General features: G+C 64.0%; 18 protein-coding genes and 1 pseudogene. 8 read left to right on the plus strand and 11 right to left on the minus strand.

All coding sequences use genetic code 11. From position 1 onward, the window contains the following. Window positions 1–207: 207 nt before the first annotated feature. From Q0O95_RS09585 to Q0O95_RS09595, 3 genes are all read left to right on the plus strand, one after another. Window positions 208–465: an antitoxin gene (locus Q0O95_RS09585; RefSeq protein WP_293697764.1), complete on the plus strand. Its 258-nt coding sequence runs from the start codon at window positions 208–210 to the stop codon at window positions 463–465. Continuing rightward, on the plus strand, window positions 462–890 hold the full coding sequence (locus Q0O95_RS09590) for a TA system VapC family ribonuclease toxin (protein ID WP_293697766.1): 429 nt from the start codon (window positions 462–464) through the stop codon (window positions 888–890). Before Q0O95_RS09585 ends, Q0O95_RS09590 begins: the two co-directional genes overlap by 4 nt. A gap of 115 nt (window positions 891–1,005) precedes the next feature. Beyond that, window positions 1,006–1,848: a hypothetical protein gene (locus Q0O95_RS09595; protein ID WP_293697768.1), complete on the plus strand. Its 843-nt coding sequence runs from the start codon at window positions 1,006–1,008 to the stop codon at window positions 1,846–1,848. A gap of 25 nt (window positions 1,849–1,873) precedes the next feature. Here the strand turns inward: Q0O95_RS09595 and Q0O95_RS09600 are convergent, their stop codons facing one another. Together Q0O95_RS09600 and Q0O95_RS09605 are read right to left on the minus strand one after the other, a co-directional pair. Then, a complete protein-coding gene (locus Q0O95_RS09600; RefSeq protein ID WP_293697770.1) occupies window positions 1,874–2,500 on the minus strand; it encodes an MBL fold metallo-hydrolase in 627 nt (208 codons plus the stop codon). Further along, complete coding sequence (locus tag Q0O95_RS09605) at window positions 2,497–3,582, minus strand: S-(hydroxymethyl)mycothiol dehydrogenase (protein WP_293697772.1); 1,086 nt, start codon at window positions 3,580–3,582, stop codon at window positions 2,497–2,499. Before Q0O95_RS09605 ends, Q0O95_RS09600 begins: the two co-directional genes overlap by 4 nt. Window positions 3,583–3,713: 131 nt before the next feature. On the opposite strand from Q0O95_RS09605, the gene Q0O95_RS09610 reads away from it, so the two are divergent. Continuing rightward, entirely contained in the window at window positions 3,714–4,553 is an 840-nt protein-coding gene (locus tag Q0O95_RS09610) for a PhzF family phenazine biosynthesis protein (RefSeq protein ID WP_293697773.1), read from the plus strand. 31 nt (window positions 4,554–4,584) lie between these two features. Here the strand turns inward: Q0O95_RS09610 and Q0O95_RS09615 are convergent. After that, a pseudogene (locus Q0O95_RS09615) lies at window positions 4,585–4,800 on the minus strand (ABC transporter permease); the annotation flags it as partial. A gap of 184 nt (window positions 4,801–4,984) precedes the next feature. Between Q0O95_RS09615 and Q0O95_RS09620 the strand changes: the two are divergent. Further along, on the plus strand, window positions 4,985–5,614 hold the full coding sequence (locus Q0O95_RS09620; RefSeq protein ID WP_293697774.1) for an ATP-binding cassette domain-containing protein: 630 nt from the start codon (window positions 4,985–4,987) through the stop codon (window positions 5,612–5,614). Next, window positions 5,611–7,107, plus strand: a complete 1,497-nt coding sequence (locus Q0O95_RS09625) for a hypothetical protein (protein ID WP_293697775.1) — start codon at window positions 5,611–5,613, stop codon at window positions 7,105–7,107. Before Q0O95_RS09620 ends, Q0O95_RS09625 begins: the two co-directional genes overlap by 4 nt. Before the next feature lie 10 nt (window positions 7,108–7,117). Here Q0O95_RS09625 and Q0O95_RS09630 read toward each other — a convergent pair whose 3' ends face one another. The 6 genes from Q0O95_RS09630 to Q0O95_RS09655 form a co-directional block, all read right to left on the minus strand. Beyond that, window positions 7,118–8,005: a S41 family peptidase gene (locus Q0O95_RS09630; protein WP_293697776.1), complete on the minus strand. Its 888-nt coding sequence runs from the start codon at window positions 8,003–8,005 to the stop codon at window positions 7,118–7,120. 80 nt (window positions 8,006–8,085) lie between these two features. Continuing rightward, window positions 8,086–8,517 (minus strand): type II toxin-antitoxin system VapC family toxin, encoded by a 432-nt coding sequence (locus tag Q0O95_RS09635; protein ID WP_293697777.1) that lies wholly within the window; start codon window positions 8,515–8,517, stop codon window positions 8,086–8,088. Window positions 8,518–8,523: 6 nt separating this feature from the next. Continuing rightward, window positions 8,524–8,763, minus strand: a complete 240-nt coding sequence (locus Q0O95_RS09640; RefSeq protein ID WP_293697779.1) for a type II toxin-antitoxin system Phd/YefM family antitoxin — start codon at window positions 8,761–8,763, stop codon at window positions 8,524–8,526. A gap of 55 nt (window positions 8,764–8,818) precedes the next feature. After that, complete coding sequence (locus tag Q0O95_RS09645; RefSeq protein ID WP_293697781.1) at window positions 8,819–9,004, minus strand: hypothetical protein; 186 nt, start codon at window positions 9,002–9,004, stop codon at window positions 8,819–8,821. A gap of 255 nt (window positions 9,005–9,259) precedes the next feature. Continuing rightward, window positions 9,260–9,568: a transcriptional regulator gene (locus Q0O95_RS09650; RefSeq protein ID WP_293697783.1), complete on the minus strand. Its 309-nt coding sequence runs from the start codon at window positions 9,566–9,568 to the stop codon at window positions 9,260–9,262. Next, window positions 9,565–10,407 (minus strand): hypothetical protein, encoded by an 843-nt coding sequence (locus Q0O95_RS09655; protein ID WP_293697785.1) that lies wholly within the window; start codon window positions 10,405–10,407, stop codon window positions 9,565–9,567. The genes Q0O95_RS09650 and Q0O95_RS09655 overlap by 4 nt, the downstream gene beginning before the upstream one ends. A 139-nt stretch (window positions 10,408–10,546) precedes the next feature. Here Q0O95_RS09655 and Q0O95_RS09660 point away from each other — a divergent pair, with 139 nt between their 5' ends. Beyond that, a complete protein-coding gene (locus tag Q0O95_RS09660; protein ID WP_293697787.1) occupies window positions 10,547–11,233 on the plus strand; it encodes a hypothetical protein in 687 nt (228 codons plus the stop codon). A 277-nt stretch (window positions 11,234–11,510) separates the two neighbouring features. Here Q0O95_RS09660 and Q0O95_RS09665 read toward each other — a convergent pair whose 3' ends face one another. After that, window positions 11,511–12,914: an aldehyde dehydrogenase family protein gene (locus Q0O95_RS09665; protein WP_293697789.1), complete on the minus strand. Its 1,404-nt coding sequence runs from the start codon at window positions 12,912–12,914 to the stop codon at window positions 11,511–11,513. Window positions 12,915–12,947: 33 nt separating this feature from the next. Continuing rightward, on the minus strand, window positions 12,948–15,005 hold the full coding sequence (locus Q0O95_RS09670) for a primary-amine oxidase (RefSeq protein WP_293697791.1): 2,058 nt from the start codon (window positions 15,003–15,005) through the stop codon (window positions 12,948–12,950). 343 nt (window positions 15,006–15,348) lie between these two features. On the opposite strand from Q0O95_RS09670, the gene Q0O95_RS09675 reads away from it, so the two are divergent. After that, window positions 15,349–16,604 (plus strand): DEAD/DEAH box helicase (locus tag Q0O95_RS09675; RefSeq protein ID WP_293697793.1); only part of this gene is annotated, 1,256 nt, incomplete at its 3' end.

The following is a 16,604-nucleotide window of genomic DNA, read 5'->3' on the forward strand; positions in this document are numbered from 1 at the left end:
TTGCTTGAACGCATGTTCATTAGACTAAACGCACGTTCAGTCCGCTGTCAAACAGAAACGGAAAGTTCCTGCAGGTCACGCTGTTCTCGAGAATGCGGACTGCCGTAGCGCTTTCCTGCGATGCCAGGCGGCACTTGCCCTGTCACCCGAGAGGACGAAGGGCCGATTGCATCACATCATCAACTTTTGTGATGCTATGATGCATCCATGACCCGAACCACGATAACCCTTTCGCCGGAGGCCGACAGCCTTGTGCGCAAGGTGATGCGCGAGCGCGGCTTATCGTTCAAGGAAGCGGTCAACGCTGCGATCATCGACGGGCTCGCACCACCTGCAGCAGAGCATCGAGTCGTGTCTCCCACCTTCGATTTGGGCAATGCTCGAATACCGCTCGACCACGCGCTGACGCTGGCCGGGGAACTGGAAGACGAAGCCATTCTGCGCAAGTTGGAGCTCGGCAAATGAGACTCGTCGATGCGAATGTGCTGATCTACGCGATTCATCGCGGGGCGGGGCGTCATCAAGCCGCGAAATCATGGTTGGACGATGCTCTATCGTCACGAGAGACGCTGCTGATTCCCTGGGTCAGCCTGCTCGCTTTTCTGAGGTTGACGACACACCACCGCGTTTTCGAGCAGCCCCTGACACCCGATCAAGCACTCGATGTCGTCGAAGGCTGGCTATCCGCCCCGAACGTTGTCGTTCCGGCAACCGACGCGCAGCACATACGCCGAATCCGCGAACACCTGAATGCCGCTGGCGGGCACGGCGGCAATCTCATCAACGACGCGCACCTGGCCGCGCTCGCTGCGCAGCACGGGGCAGCAGTAGTCACATTCGACGCCGATTTCTCCAGATTCGGTTCAGTGCGGGTCGAAACGCCCGCCTAGACCGACCTGCCTGCGCAGAGCAGTCTGCGATAGCTCGGCTATGACCGATGGCGCGACCGTGCCCCTGCGATACCCTGTGGCCAAACGATCGGGTATCGGAACGCAAGGAGGCGGGATGCAGCCCACGGTTACCGCACGCGTGCTCACCGTCGTCATCGCCCTCGTCTGCGTCATCGCAGGGCTCGCTCTCAGCGCAGAGGGCGGATTCCGGCTCCTGCGCACCTACAGCACGCTGGACTTCTCGCTGTCGAGCATCGGCATTGCCTTGGCACTTCAGGTCGCAGGAGCGTTGCTCTTCGCCGCTGCTGCGCTCACCGGCCTGTGGAGCAGCGCCGGGTTGCTCGCATGCCTCGTCCTGGGCCTCGCAGCGTTCGCGCTCGTGGCCGCACCCGGCATGGCCATCGCGCTCTTCAGCTCAGTCGAGGGCCTGCCGCTGCCGTGGTTCTCGACCCTGTTTCAGGGGCCGCCGCAATTCGTGCTGCTGACGCTCGGAGCCGCCGGAGTCGCGATCAAATTGCAGCGCAGTGCGAGCAAGCCTCGCAAGGGCTCCGGCGCCGGTCACGTCGTCGGGTTGCTGGGTTCTCCTTTGCTGATCATCGGCGGATTGCTGCTTGCCGCGCGTGGGGTGCAAGCCAACTATGCGCTGATGTCGGCGTTTGGCAACGCGCCCGCCGACCTCCAACCCGTGCTCCTCATCGTCATCGGTGGAGTCATGCTGTTCGGCGGTGTTCTGCTCGTGCGGTGGTCACCGTACGGGCTCCTGCTGCCGGCGCTCGTCCTCCTCGTCGCGGCCGTCATCTCGTTCACCCCGGCGTTGAGCCACGTCGTGCTACCGATCATGCTCATACCGCTCGTGCTGCTGAACGGCATCGCCCTCGCCGGCACACTGGTCGGTGTCACGATCGTCGCGGCCGTGGTCCGCTCGAGATCGCGCAGGCTCGCGCGCCACGCTTCGTAGGCGCGAACGCGTGCTCAGCTACTGTCTAGTGGCCCCGTTCGATCCACTCCTGCAGGTTCGGTGCCTCGTCGCCGATGGTCGTGGTGTCCCCGTGCCCCGTGTACACGACGGTTTCGGGCGGCAGCGTGAGCAACTTCTCGCGGATCGACTCGATGATGGTCGGGAAGTCGCTGTACGAGCGGCCCGTCGCGCCCGGCCCGCCCTGGAAGAGCGTGTCACCAGACAGCACCGCCTGCAGCGCCGGAATCACAAAGCACGTCGACCCCGGCGAGTGACCGGGCGTGTGCACCGCCGTGAGCTGAACACCGGCGACATCGAATACGTCGCCATCGGCGATCTCAGCGTCCGGTGAACCCTCGTAGACGGCATCCCACAACATCCGGTCGTCGGGGTGCAGGTGGATGCGGGCCTGCAGCACCTGCGCTGCCTCACGGGCGTGACGGATGTGATCGTCGTGACCGTGGGTGAGCAGGATCGCCCGCACGGCGCGGCCATCGACGGCCTTCGCAACGGCGGCCGCATCGTGCGCAGGGTCGACGACGATGACCTCGGAGTCGTCGCCGACGATCCAGACGTTGTTGTCGACCTCCCATGTTCCGCCGTCGAGCGAGAAGGTACCGCTCGTGACGAGTCGCTCTATTCGTGCGTTCACAGTTCCACCACCGATCGGAGTACGTTGCCTTCTGCCATCTTGCCAAATGCAGCTTCAACGCTGTCGAGCGGGATGCGCTCGGTGACGAATCCGGCGAGGTCGAGGCGGCCGAGCTTGTGCTGGTCGATGAGCATCTGGAAGTCGCGGCTGGGCAGGCAGTCTCCGTACCATGACGACTTCAGCGAGCCTCCACGACCGAACACGTCGAGCAACGGCAGTTCGAGCTGCATGTCCGGAGTCGGAACACCGACGAGCACAACGCGTCCGGCGAGATCGCGAGCGTAGAACGCCTGCTTGTACGTCTCGGGGCGGCCGACCGCATCGATGACGACATCGGCGCCGAAGCCGTTCGTGAACGACTGAATCGCTTCGACGGCGTCTTCCCGACGGGAGTTCACGGTGTGCGTTGCCCCGAACCGCTTCGCCTGCTCGAGCTTCGCGTCATCGATGTCCACGGCGACGATCGTGGTTGCCCCCGCGAGTTGCGCGCCGGCGATAGCGGCGGAACCGACGCCGCCGCAGCCGATGACGGCAACGGATTCGCCGCGTTGCACTTCGCCGGTGTTGATCGCCGCACCGATACCGGCCATGATGCCGCAGCCCAGCAACCCGACCGCCGCCGCGTCGGATTCTTCGTCGATCTTGGTGCACTGGCCGGCCGCGACGAGGGTCTTCTCGGCGAACGAACCGATGCCGAGCGCAGGCGACAGCTCCGTGCCGTCTTCGAGCGTCATCTTCTGCTTCGCATTGTGCGTTGCGAAACAGTACTGCGACTTGCCCTTCGCGCAGGCGCGGCACTGGCCGCACACGGCACGCCAATTCAGAATCACCCGGTCGCCGACTTCGACCTCGGTAACCCCTTCGCCGACGTGGGCGACGCGTGCGGTCGACTCGTGCCCCAGCAGAAACGGGAAGTCGTCGCTGATGCCGCCCTGCTGATAGTGGTAGTCGGTGTGGCAGACACCGCAGGTGGTGACGTCGACGACGACTTCACCGGGGCCGGGTTCCGGCACGATGATCGTCTCGACGGTCGCGGGAGCACCTTCCTCCCGCACGACAACGCCTTGCACTCGATACGTCATTGTTCGATCTCCTCTCGCCGTCGGGCCGCGAAGTGCGATACCCCGTGCGGTCAGGCTACCGAGTGCGCTCGCGTTGGGCCAGCCCGTGCTATTACTGGAGCGAACAGCTCCATTCGGAAGGAGAGCTTCCCATGGCCCGATCCCGTCCATTCGCGCAGGTTGATGTGTTCTCGTCAGAGCCCTATCTCGGCAATCCGGTCGCGGTGATCCTCGATGGCGAAAGCCTGAGCGACGACGAGATGCAGCGGATCGCGCAGTGGACGAACCTGTCGGAGACGACCTTCGTGCTGCCTCCAACGCGCGATGGAGCCGACTATCGATTGCGGATCTTCACGCCGTCCAGCGAGTTGCCGTTCGCGGGGCATCCGACGCTCGGATCCGCACGCGCGTGGCTCGAGCACGGTGGGGTGCCGGGAACACGAGGGCGCATCGTGCAGGAGTGCGGCGCAGGGCTCGTCGACGTCCGAGTCGACGACGAACGCTTGGCGTTCGCTGCCCCGCCGCTGGTGAAGAGCGGTCCCTTGGAAGACGAGTTCTTCGAGCGTCTCGTGGCCGCATTCGGCGTCGATCGCGAACGTGTGCTCGGTCATCAGTGGGTCGACAACGGACCGGGATGGGCAGCGCTGCATCTGGCAAGCGCCGACGACGTGCTGGGCCTCGAGCCGGACTTCTCGCAAATTCCGGATGCAGTGGTCGGTGCCGTCGGCGCTTACCCGGAAGGCAGTGGGCACGCGTTCGAGATCAGGGCCTTCGTGCCCGGCGAGAGCGTTCCCGAGGATCCCGTCACCGGTAGCCTGAACGCCTCTGTCGCCCAGTGGCTGACGAGCACGGGCCAAGCGCCCGACAGGTACACGGTTTCGCAGGGCCGCGCGCTTGGCCGAGCCGGCGAGATCTCCATCGCCGTCGAAGACGACACGGTGTGGGTCGGCGGAGCCGCAACCGTGCTCTTCAGCGGCACTGCGCTCGCGTAGAGCGACTTCCGTCAGGTGGCACGGCGCCGGAAGTCAGCACGTGAACCCACAGCGCTGCTGACCGAGCGATGGGCATGGAAAGGAAGCGTTCGATGATCCCGGATTTCGCATCCATGAACAGTCGATAGTCCGTGTACGCGATGCCCGATGCGATCGTGATCAACAGGATCCCGGGGAGGAGATAGGTCACGTAGTCATCGCTGCCCGTTTCAATAGCGCCGCCGAAGACGTAGACGAAGAGCAGCAGCGTGCCGTCGAGTGTGCCTCAGCATCTCGGTCATCTGTTTTGCCACTGTGCCCCGCCATCTACTCAGTCTTACTGATTACTGGTACATAACAACGCTGAGTAGATGGTTGCGCGGGTGTTGATTGCGATAGCGCTCCTCCGCTAGAGGGATGCGGTGGCAATTGGGCGCTGCAATGCTAGTGGCATGATCGAGGTTCGCGATGCGGGTGTCACTGTCGACGGCGTGACGCTTCTGAGTCCGATTTCAGTCAATGTCACGGTAGGCGAAACCCTGGTCGTGCGCGGCAGAAACGGTTCTGGAAAATCGACTCTGCTGCGTTTGCTGGCTGGCGCACAAAGACCAACTACCGGTCAAGCCTTCATCAATGACCTGCCCGTGTCAGGCAGAGATGCAAAGTTTCGTCGCACCGTTTCGGCAATGATCGGCTTGCCGGCCGAAGCCCCCGACCTCACCCTCGCAGACCATCTGGGCATCGTCGCCGCGACGTGGTTCGACGATGCATCGGCGGCGCAGGGCATCACCGATGAGCTGGTCACCGCGCTTGGCCTAGGCGCTCTCACCGAGCGGTTTCCCCATGAGCTCTCTTCGGGTCAGCGACAGCTGTTCGGTCTTGCGCTGATACTCGCGAGACCGTTCGAGGTGCTCATGCTCGACGAGCCGGAGCAGCGGCTGGACTCGGAGCACTTGGCGGCGGTCATTCAGGTCCTGCGGGGACTGCAGTCCCGTGGCAGAACACTCGTCGTCGCAACCCACAGTGAAGAACTCACGTCATCGATAGAACATCGAAGACTGCAACTCGATGAGTCGGCATGAGTACACGGCTGCGCAGTGCGCTCGCAATCTGGCGGAGCCGAAACCCTAGACCTACTGGAGATCTGGCGTTCACGATCTACGCTGGCCTCACGGTGACGGCAATCATCGTGTTCCCGCTCGCGCGGGCCATCTGGCTGTTCGCGTCGAGCCCGGCTGTCATCTCGTTCCTGGCGCACCCCTCTGCGGCTGCATGGTTCGGGTTCATCGCTGTCGCCGTTTGGGCGAGCGCCCTGCTGCTGGGAAGCAAACGAGGGCCGGCACTCCGCTCCTCTTTCATCACTCAGGTCTTGGCATCCAGCGACATACCCCGGGCGAGGTCATTCCGAGGCCCGCTGCTGCGAGCCGGGGCAGTCACAACCGTCGTCATCACTGCGACCACAGTGCTTTTGGGCGCAGCGCTCTTCGCCGGGAACAGCATTGAAGCTCTCCCCGCGATCGGGTTCGCTGCTGCCGGGGTAGCCGCAGGAATCATCGCATCGATCTGCTGGCTTCTCGGGCAGGTGTACCAACGGGCCGCAGCACCCGTCGCAGCGATAGTGCTGGCGCTGGGCGTCGCTACTCTCGCGCTACCTTCGCTGCAGCCATTCTCTCCCGCGGGATGGTTGGCGCTGTCGTATCCGACGGCCGCATCCTGGCAAGCGATCACGGCCCTCTCCGGGCTCGCCGTGATAGCCCTGGCGGCTGTGCCCGCAATTATGACCCACCTGGAGCTCAATGTTCTTGTCGCGCAGGCGAGACGCTGGGAATCCACGCTGGCGTTCGGCACGAACATGGACTTCGAAGGAGCCGCAAGCCTCTTCCGCACTCCGCCGACGAAGGGGCGTCGACTACAAGCCGTTTCCCGCAGTCGCGGCGCGTTGCTCATGTTCATCTGGCGCGATTTCATGGGAGCGATCCGCGCTCCCGGGCGATTTGCATCCGGTGTCGTCACGATTTCGGCCGCGGGGCTGCTGTTGACGCTGGCGTTCCTGCCGAGCGCACCCGCTTGGGTGTTCGGAGCGGGAGGCGGGTTGTTGCTGTTCGGCGGGCTCGGCCCTCTCACCGATGGTCTCCGACATGCCGCTACCGCGGTCACCGACCTTCCGCTCTACGGCGTGAGCGATGAGCGACTACTCAGCTACCACTCGGCATTCCCGCTGCTGCTCCTGATGACCGTCCTGCTGGTCGCGGTCCTAGCGTGCTGCGCGGCCGTCGGCACCGACGTGCTCGGCCCCGCTTCGGCCGCACTGATCGCCGGATTCCTGGTCTTTGCCACGCGAATCGCATCGTTTTTGAAAGGCACAATGCCTCCAGCGCTCATGAGCCCCATGCCTACTCCTGCGGGAGATCTGAGTGTGGCCGTGCGAGCGGTGAGGGCACTGGATGGCTTACTACTCGCCGTCCTGTGCGGAGGAGTGGCCGTCACGGCATTCATTGCGCCATGGTCGCTGGCGCTCACCGTCGCTGCGGTACTGAGCCTTGGAGTCTATCGATGGCGGCAGCGCCGCCGGTGAACGGCCTCGGCTACAGGAGGAGCTTCCTAAGTTCGACGGGCGACGGATCCTGGCTGAGGACATCCGGCACGACACCGACCTCTTCCCAGTTCGCGCCGGTTCGTGGATCGACGGGGCTCCCTGTCGAAACGAACACCGTGAACCCGAGACCGGTATCCAACGGCGCACCCGGATTCGCGGCACCCGCTGTCGACTCCCCCACGACCTTCGCCCGCCCAAGACTCTGCAGCGCATACGCGCAACTCTCGGCTGCAGAGGCAGTACCGCCATCGACGAACACCGCGAGCGGTTTGTCCGCGAGTCCCGTCGTATCCGGCACGGTCCGCGACCAGCTCTCCATCGAACCTTCCCTGGAGCGGAACGTCAGGATGTGCACCGGTTCGGCACCGACGAAGGCGCCGATCAAGAACTCGACCATGGTCGGCCAGCCACCCGGAACATCTCGCAGATCCAGCACCACTGCATCAGCGCCCGAGATGGCCTTCAGAGCCGCGAGTGCAACATTCGCTTCGCGGGCATCGTCGGCGTCCTCGAAGCTGCGCACCAGGAGCGTGCCGATGCCGTCGCGAACGCTTCCTTCCAAGGCGGGTGCGTCGGCATCCACAGCAGGTTCCCTTCGAACCCGCGACTGCCAGGCACCCCACTGCACTCTGAAGTGGCGATCATACGGCTGCAGCGTCTCCGTAAGCCGCTCCGCGAATCGCGTCGCTGACGTGTGCGTCGGCTCTATCGGCAGCCGTCGAACGTCCTCCGCACAACGACGCGCCACCGTTTCGTCGAAGTAGTGCTGCTCGACGAGCTCAGCGATCCTCACGAGCGACGCGCGCTGTGCCTCCGCACCCAGCAGTGACGACCAAGCCCCGTCGCCGACTTCGTGTTCGCGGGGCTTGCCACTCACGCTGCGCTCCTCTGCGTCATTCTGTTTCAGCGGCCCACACCCGAGCCGCCTCATGCAACCATACTCACCGAATCGCTGAACTAGTCCCCGAAGGGGTTGTGCGTATCAACGCCCGTGCCATGAAAAACCTGCGTGTTGCGCGTCGCCACCGTGAGCCCGTGCTCCAACGCAGTGGCTGCGATGAATCCGTCGATCGCGGGAAGCGTCCTTTCGGAGGTGATCGATGCCCACCGAAGCGCAACCGCTTCCTCAACAACGAGAACACGACCGCGGTATTCGTCCCGCAGGCCTCGGATCCAGCGCTCCAGACGAATCGCCCGCTCGGGGCTTCTCGACGAAAGCATCTGCGCACCGCGCGTGAGTTCTCCGATCACGAGGGCACTCAGCCAAGTTTCGGGTTCGCTCTCCAGCCACTTCAGCACCGGCCGGTTCGGGTGTCGTTTTATCAGCTCGGAGACAATACTCGCATCGAGCAGATAGCCGTTCACTCGTCGCCCTCGAACGGATTCCATGCTCGCTCAGCCTCGAGCGCGCGTCGGCAACTCAAGATCATCATCGAGCGCAACCGCGTGAGAACCGGTCAGCAGAAAGTCGATTCTCTTTCGGTCGCTTCTCTTACTGGCCCGAAAGTCGTCAATATCAACGAGCACCGCAACGGGTGTGCCGTGCTTGGTGATGAACTGCGGCTCTCCGGCCTCGGCGGCACGCAGCAGTTCGCTGAATCGCTGCTTCGCCGCCTGCACCTGCCACGTCGTCATGCGTGAAGATTAACGATTTCTGTCTAGTCTGTCTAGATATTTCTTGACTGCGGATCTACTTACGCTGTGGCCTACGCAGCAGCATCGGGTACAGCGAGAACGATGTCACCGCCGTCACGACGAACATCCCGACAACCCACCAGTTGTCGATCACCAGCCCGTACACGATGAGCCCGACCGAGACGAGCAGGGCCAAGGCTGCGGCCGCCCGCAGCATGCGGAGATTCGCCGGGGTGTCCATGATCGCTGCTCCTCTCGTAACCTTCTCTTCGAGGCTACGGAATCGGCAGTGTCGCGACATCCATCGGCCGGATGAGATCGCCATCCACCGTCTACTGCTCAGGACGGATGCCCGAACGTCACTCCCTGCCGGGCCCGATGCTGCCCGGCCCGGACGTATGGAGCATTGCGGGTCGGGCCCGAGTGCATGGAAAACTGTCGGGCTTTTCACGCAAAGCCCGACACTGGGCACACACTGCAAGCCAAGGAGCAGGACTCACGCTTCCGGATAGTCGCCCGCGATGGCCCGCAGCGCTGCCAGGTGCTGCTGAAACGCTTTTCGCCCCAGCCTCGTCGATGCCACCCAGGTGCGCGGCCGCTTCCCTACGAAACCCTTCTTGGTCTTCACGTAGCCGAGCTTCTCCAGGTGCGTGATCGCTTTGCTCAGTACGGAATCACCGGCCTCCAGCACTTCTCGCAGTGTGGGAAAGTCGATTTCCGCATCGTCGCGCAATGCGGCCATCAACGAGAAGCGGACAGGCGTCACGAATGCCTCATCGAGACCGTGACGAGGATGCGGACTCACTGCTGGGTTCCACGAGCGGGAAGAAACGCGGACCCCGCGATAGCGATGCCGATAGCGCTCCCGACTGTTGCGAGCAGCACGGGTGAGAGAACGTCGGTGAATGCACTTAACAACAGCACCGCACACACGACAACAGTTCCAATGCCGAAGAGCAGCCAGTGCACAAGAGACCACTCATATCCGGTACGGCGAAGCCCCGCATCCTTCAGTGACATGGCCGCGACGACCATAAAGAGGACTACTACCCCGAGCGAAATCACGTTTGCGTGTTCCCACTCAGCCGTGACAACCAAGAGCCCGACGATCGCACCGAGAATTACGGTCACGATACGAGACGACCGACTCAACGGTCGCCGAACCCAGCGAACACTACGGTCCTCGGCGGCAACCCACCACCGGATAGGCCCGACCGCGAGCGCGAGGCCGAGCACGATCGCGAGCAGCGTGTCGAGGATGCGGGGGTATGGCTGTTCGATGATCTGCAGGATGCAGAGGGCGAAGAACACCAAGACAAGCGCGAAGAGGAGCACCGTCATCGCCGAACCAATACGCTGCCGTACGGAAAATTGCTCCGCTGCACCGCCCACCAGCATCGACGTGATGATCATCGGCATGACCACGTAGAGGGAGTTGTCGAACGGTGCCATCACAGTGAGCAGCGTCCAGGCGTACACGGGGAGGATGAACGCCTGCCAGAGGCCAAGTACCGCGAGCGCGCCGGGTGCGTGCATTCGGCCGCTGCGATCCCGCACTTCGTCGATGTTCCGCAGCTGCGCGGCAGCCTCCTCTGCGCTCGGCTGGTCCGGCGCGTTGATCGATCTCCTCCTGTCACTTTCCATATGGAAAGTGTATGCACCACGGAAAGAACTTTCAAGGCCCGCGGTCAGCGCAGTGGCGACCAGCACCATTACTGCGCACTCTGCGTTCGCCGTGTCACCCGTCGGGCGAACTTTCAGGGACATCAGTCATTCTCAAACAATGAGCGACGACGCCCACAGCACCCCTCACCAACCGGCGGCGACGCCAGGCACCCAGCATCAGCCTGTCCCAGATGCCAACACCCGTGCCTGGCTGCTCGCCGGGCTTCTGGGTATCGTCGGAGGCTTCATCCTGTGGAGCTCTCTCCCGCAGCTCGCTACCGTGTTTATTTCACCGGGAGGGTTTGCGAATCATGGCCTTGTCCTCGCGGCGCAAGTCCCGCTGGGGGCGGCCTGCGTTATCGTCGCCATGCTGAACGCACCCGGCAGTCTGCCTCGGCGTCTGATCGCCGTTGTCATCGTTATCGTGATCGCGGCACTTGCGTTCCTCCTGTTCCTGATGAGGCTGCAGTCGGGCCTCGGCCCGGTGTTCAGAGGGCCTATCGGCGGACTACTGACGAGCCTGGAAGGATGGCTCGTACTCTCGGGCGCTGCGGGCTGGCTGCTTGCCGCCGGCGCGAGACCAATCGCCTGGCTCAGCCTCGTCGGCGTGCTCCTGGTGGCTCCGCTTCGGTTACTGCTCCAGTGGCAGGGCTTCGACGTCGCGATCTCAACGGTCACCCTTCAGGTGTTCATGCTGATTGCCGCCCTCGTCGTACTGCTGGCGTCGAAGCCACGACCAGCCCGTCCGCTTGGCCCGTCGCAGTCGCCGTACGAGAACATGCCGGCGCACACCATTCGCCCTTAGCCTCGTTGCCGGCCCGAACTGCTGGAAAATTGCGGATCGGTGCCGAACTGCTGGCTTGCTGCGGGGCGTTTTCGAGAATCAAGCGTTTCGGCACACCGCGAAAGTAACCGAGCGCCTACCGGTCAGTCGAGCAGTGCAGCCAGGGTCGACGCACGGGAACCTTCGCTTCATCAGTGCCCGCAGAGGCGCTGTAAGTCGCAGCAGAGCGAGGGTCGAGCTGGATTATCCACTTCGACCCCCGCTCCACTGCAAGTTTCAGCGCTACCTCCGCAGCACGCTAGCCCTGAATCACCTGGGGCTGCGCAACCGCCTTCAGCCCGGCAACGCCGAACTCCTGCCCGTAGCCCGACTGCTTCGCACCACCGAACGGCACGAACGGGTTGATGTTGCCGTGCGAATTGATCCACACCGTGCCGGCCTGGATGCGCGCCGCGACTTCGCGAGCGCGGTCGCGATCCGACGACCACACCGACCCTCCGAGCCCCACGTCCAGGGCGTTCGCCTGCTCGATGGCCTCTTCGAGGTCCGAGTACCGAATGATGGGCAGCGCGGGCCCGAACTGCTCCTCGACGACGAGAGCGTTCTCCGGGTCGATGTCGGCGACGATCGTAGTCGGGTAGAAGTAACCGGGTGCCTCATAGTCGGGGTCGCCGCCCAGCACGACGCGGGCATCCGCATCCTTCGCCGCCTGCACGAGCCGGTCGACGACCTTGAACTGCATCTCGTTCTGCAGCGGCCCGAGCACGTTCTGCTCATCCAGGCCCTGCCCCATGGGCATGTTGCCGGCGACCTCCGCGAGCGCCTCGACGACCGAGTCGTAGATCGAGTCGGGCACGTACAGGCGCTTGAGCGCAGCGCACGTCTGCCCCGTGTTGATGAAGGCGCCCCAGAAGAGCCCCTCGGCGATCGCCTTCGGGTCGACGTCGTCGAGGACGATCCCGGCATCATTGCCGCCGAGCTCGAGTGTGAGGCGCTTGACGTTGCCGGAGCTCGCTTCGATGATCTTCTTGCCCGTCTTCGTCGAACCGGTGAACATGACCTTGTCGATGTCCTCGCTTTCGACGATGCGAGCGCCGAGTTCCCCTCCGCCGACGACCGTGTTCAGCACGCCTGCCGGCAGCACGGTGTTGAGCACGTGGTTGATCGCAAGCCCCGAGAGCGGCGTGTACTCGGACGGCTTCGACACGACGGTGTTGCCCATCCGCAACGACGGGACGTTCTGCCAGATGGCGATCATCATGGGCCAGTTCCACGGGGTTATGGCACCCACGACACCGAGCGGCCGGTAGTGCATTTCGGCGTAGGTCTCGCCGTCGTCGACGACGACCTCGACGGGGAGCGGCGTACCGGCCGGCACACGCGTCCAAGCTGCGCAGCCACCCACTTCGAAGCGTGCGTTCGGGCCGTTCAACGGCTTGCCCTGCTCGCGCGAGAGGATGCCCGCGAGCGCTTCGGCGTTCTCGTCGATGGCATCCGCGACCCGGTTCAAGTAGTCGACGCGCTGTTCATCGCTCAGCGCCGCCCATGCCGGCTGCGCCGCTTTGGCGCGTGCGATAGCCGCATCGACATCGGCGGTCGTGTGCTCGGGAACGCGTCCGATCAGCTCTCCCGTTGCGGGGTTCAGGATCTCGCGGCCGTCGTCGACGGTGATTGCGTCCAGCAGGCTTTCAAATGTGAACATGAGGCTCTCCTTCGAGTGTTGTGTTCTTCTTCGCTAGCGGCCGCAGCCGCAGCCGTCCTTGTTGCCGCACTTGCAGCCGTCGCTGCAGCAACCGCAGCCACCGCTCGCGCAGCACCCGTCACCGGTCATGGAGCACGAGGACCGGGCATCCGCGGGGAGGTTCATCGTCGGGTTCTGGTCGAGGAAGCCGTGCGGCTTGAACCAGAATCCCGAATAGTCGACCGGCATGACGGGCCAGTCCTCGGTGCGCGGCAGGTGCGTCGGCCCGAACTGGTGCCACAGCACGATGTCTTCACCGTCGAGGCTGCGGTCCGCCTTGGTCCAGGTCGGGAGGCCCTGCCAGCCGCTGCTCTGGCTCGGGTACATGCCCGCCGGATACAGCTCGCCTTCCGCGAACTGCGTCCCCCAGAGATGCTTCGTGGCGAAATTTGCGCGAGCGAACACGGTCGATTCGGGCTGTGCGAGCAGCACCGCTTTACCCTCGGGGATGAGTCGGTACGCGGTCGGCCTGCCGACATAGTTCTTACGGTGAGCGCTGCGCACCTCCCAGACGCGGCTGGTCAGTCCGTTCGCCATCCGCTGCGCATCCAGCTCCGACTTCAGCTGCGTGTCCGACCAGGTGAACGCGTTGCCGCGCGGGTTGAGCGGGCCGTGCGGCAGCGGCACGACGTCGATCTCGTGCAGCGTGTTGTCTTCGCCGTCGACGGCGACGTCGAGTCTGGCCGAGAAAATGTGCTGGTGCACGGGGGTGAAGAGCCCCGGCGAGATCTCGGTGTTGTGCGCGTTGTCGCTGCCGGGGATGCCCGCGCCGCCGAACACGACGCCGGTCGCTTTGGCCTCCACTTGGATCGAGCCGTCGAGGTAGAAGTACCAGAAGAAGCCGTAGTCGTAGTTGCCGACGGTCGCGAAGTAGCTGATAACCAGCCGACGGCTGCGCCGGGTCTCGGGCTTGCCGTCGAGGTCGGTGTGCTTCCACTGGATGCCGTAGTCCTCCTCGTGCATGCAGATGACCTGATCGAGCTTGACCGGGTTGCCGAGGTCGTCGTTCACGAAACCGTCGAAGTAGTGGATAACACCGAGGCAGTCGCACCCGAGCGACAGCGGGTTCGCGCTGCGCCCGAGCAGGTATTCGCCCGCGTCGAAGTAGCTCACCCAGTAGCGGGTCTCGTCGACGTCGCCGTAGGGAACAACCATCTCGGGAACGCTCGCGCGGGTGAGGACCGGGCGATCAGCATCCCCGTCACGCCAGCTGACGTTGTTCAGCACAAGGCCCTCGCGCGAATTGAAACCGACATGCAGCTTCCAGTTCTCCCACTGCACGCTGTTGCCGTCGACCGAGAAGCTCGGGCCCTCCGGTTGGGTGATCTCGATGGGCTTGAGGCTGGTCCGCGCGGGGCCCTGCGCATCGAGCGTGAAGTTGCCGTGCTTCATGGGGGTGGGCACGTCGCCCTCATCGTGCACGCTGAAGACCTCGCGCTCGATCATGTCGACCTTCACGATGAGCCCTTCGACGGGATGCGCCCACGGGCTGTCCCCTTCGTTCGGCACCAGATAGGTCAGTGAGCGCAGGTAGCGGCGACCGGCGTCTTCGGTCTCTTCCGGGAAGTACCCGGGTGCCAAGGGAGAGCAGAAGCTCGTGTCGATGTATTCGCCGAGGCCACGTCGCTCCATGGCCGCTCGCCACTCGGGATTCGCCTTCACGATGTCGGCGATCTCGAAGAACTCCTCCATCAGCACGGCCGCCTGCCCGCGCTCCGGCGTATCCGGCAGTTCTTCGACTTCGACGACCCGTTCTTCCGTTATCGAAACGGTGACCTCGGTGTGCTTGCCGTCCGCGCGATCGAGCAGCGTCGCCACCGCGCGACGCTCGAACGGTTCACCCGGCTGCCACGCCGCAACAGCCTCCTTCGAGGGGTCGCGAGGCAACAGCATGGCCACGCGCACGTGCTCTTGCATCAGCCCTGCTTCGTCGAGGACGTCGCGCACAGCAGCGATCTCGCCGGCGTTGAGCGGATCGAGCGGATGCTCTGCCCGCTCAGGCGTGCTTACTCGCTTACCGTGGGTGTGCGTTGCGTCGGGGGTGTGGTTCATGGGATTCCTCGTCGAGTCCGGTGGCTACCCTCCACGCTAGGTCACCGTGCCGGCGAAAACTTGTCTGTGGGTGCGGAGGAGTTGGCTGAGAGGGTGATTCTCCGCAGCGAAGGAGAATTCGGATGTCCGAACAGCAGGATCCCGAAAGCGCAGATAGCGGCCACTCGTCACGAAATGTTGACCGTACGGTCATCGGTTGCGAAATGTTGACCGTACGGTTTGGTTTGGGCGGTTCGATCAAGCTTTCGTGACCGCGCCGAAGTACCGCATGCGCAGTTGCCGACGGTCACGAATTCTACAACGGCATCGGGCCGGGGTCTCCCCGACCACTACGGTTAGGAGTGTGAACACTTCCGAGCATGCCCCCGACGCGCCCCCCGAGCCGACGTTCAACGACCTAGGTCTCGACGACACGGTTCTTCGTGCGCTGCGGGATGTCGGCTACGAGACTCCGTCGGCGATCCAGGCGGCGACGATCCCGGCACTGCTCGCGGACCGTGATGTCGTCGGTCTCGCACAGACCGGTACGGGCAAGACGGCGGCGTTCGCGCTGCCGATTCTCTCCAGGCTCGATCTCGAGCAGAAGACGCCGCAGGCCCTCGTGCTCGCGCCGACGCGTGAACTCGCGCTGCAGGTCTGCGAGGCCTTCGAGAAGTACTCCGCTCATCTGCCGGGCGTACGTGTTCTGCCGGTCTACGGCGGGCAGGGCTACGGTGTGCAGCTGTCGGCTCTGCGACGCGGGGTGCACGTCGTCGTCGGTACTCCCGGCCGCATCATGGATCACCTCGAAAAGGGCACACTCGACCTCTCAGAACTGCGGTTCCTCGTGCTCGATGAGGCTGACGAGATGCTGAAGATGGGCTTCGCCGAGGATGTCGAGACGATTCTGGCGGAGACTCCCGACGACAAGCAGGTCGCGCTGTTCTCGGCAACGATGCCTCCGCAGATCCGCCGCATCTCGAAGCAGTACCTCTCTGATGCCCAGGAAATCGCCGTCAAGGGAAAGACCACGACCGCGACGAACATCACGCAGCGTCACCTCGTCGTGGCGTATCCGCAGAAGGTGGATGCCCTGACACGCATTCTCGAGGTCGAGAACTTCGCGGGCATGATCGTCTTCGTCAGGACGAAGAGCGAAACCGAAACCCTCGCCGAGAAACTGCGCGCGCGCGGATACTCGGCCGCGGCCATCAACGGCGACGTTCCGCAGCCGCAGCGCGAAAAGACCGTCGACCAGCTCAAGCAGGCGAAGCTCGACATCCTCGTCGCGACCGATGTCGCCGCCCGCGGGCTGGACGTCGAACGCATCAGCCACGTCGTGAACTTCGACATTCCGACCGATACCGAGTCGTACGTCCATCGCATCGGTCGCACCGGCCGCGCCGGCCGCACGGGTGACGCGATCAGCTTCGTCACGCCCCGCGAACGCTATCTACTGAAGAGCATCGAGAAGGCGACCGGGCAGAAGCTCACGCCGATGCAGATGCCGAGCGCTGACGAAGTCAATACGACAAGGCTCACGCGCTTCGACGATGCCATCACGGCTGCGCTCAGCGAGTCGCAGCGCGTCGACCGATTCCGCGACATCGTTTCGCACTA

This window comes from uncultured Agrococcus sp. (genome assembly GCF_945915485.1).
Taxonomy (GTDB): domain Bacteria; phylum Actinomycetota; class Actinomycetes; order Actinomycetales; family Microbacteriaceae; genus Agrococcus.

What these genes read in the sequence shown, in the direction of transcription:
- Q0O95_RS09585 (WP_293697764.1), top strand. Translation starts at nt 208, where the DNA reads ATGACCCGAACCACGATAACCCTTTCGCCGGAGGCCGACAGCCTTGTG.
- Q0O95_RS09590 (WP_293697766.1), top strand. Translation starts at nt 462, where the DNA reads ATGAGACTCGTCGATGCGAATGTGCTGATCTACGCGATTCATCGCGGG.
- Q0O95_RS09595 (WP_293697768.1), top strand. Translation starts at nt 1,006, where the DNA reads ATGCAGCCCACGGTTACCGCACGCGTGCTCACCGTCGTCATCGCCCTC.
- Q0O95_RS09605 (WP_293697772.1), bottom strand. Translation starts at nt 3,582, where the DNA reads ATGACGTATCGAGTGCAAGGCGTTGTCGTGCGGGAGGAAGGTGCTCCC.
- Q0O95_RS09610 (WP_293697773.1), top strand. Translation starts at nt 3,714, where the DNA reads ATGGCCCGATCCCGTCCATTCGCGCAGGTTGATGTGTTCTCGTCAGAG.
- Q0O95_RS09620 (WP_293697774.1), top strand. Translation starts at nt 4,985, where the DNA reads ATGATCGAGGTTCGCGATGCGGGTGTCACTGTCGACGGCGTGACGCTT.
- Q0O95_RS09625 (WP_293697775.1), top strand. Translation starts at nt 5,611, where the DNA reads ATGAGTACACGGCTGCGCAGTGCGCTCGCAATCTGGCGGAGCCGAAAC.
- Q0O95_RS09635 (WP_293697777.1), bottom strand. Translation starts at nt 8,517, where the DNA reads ATGGAATCCGTTCGAGGGCGACGAGTGAACGGCTATCTGCTCGATGCG.
- Q0O95_RS09640 (WP_293697779.1), bottom strand. Translation starts at nt 8,763, where the DNA reads ATGACGACGTGGCAGGTGCAGGCGGCGAAGCAGCGATTCAGCGAACTG.
- Q0O95_RS09645 (WP_293697781.1), bottom strand. Translation starts at nt 9,004, where the DNA reads ATGGACACCCCGGCGAATCTCCGCATGCTGCGGGCGGCCGCAGCCTTG.
- Q0O95_RS09655 (WP_293697785.1), bottom strand. Translation starts at nt 10,407, where the DNA reads ATGGAAAGTGACAGGAGGAGATCGATCAACGCGCCGGACCAGCCGAGC.
- Q0O95_RS09660 (WP_293697787.1), top strand. Translation starts at nt 10,547, where the DNA reads ATGAGCGACGACGCCCACAGCACCCCTCACCAACCGGCGGCGACGCCA.
- Q0O95_RS09665 (WP_293697789.1), bottom strand. Translation starts at nt 12,914, where the DNA reads ATGTTCACATTTGAAAGCCTGCTGGACGCAATCACCGTCGACGACGGC.
- Q0O95_RS09670 (WP_293697791.1), bottom strand. Translation starts at nt 15,005, where the DNA reads ATGAACCACACCCCCGACGCAACGCACACCCACGGTAAGCGAGTAAGC.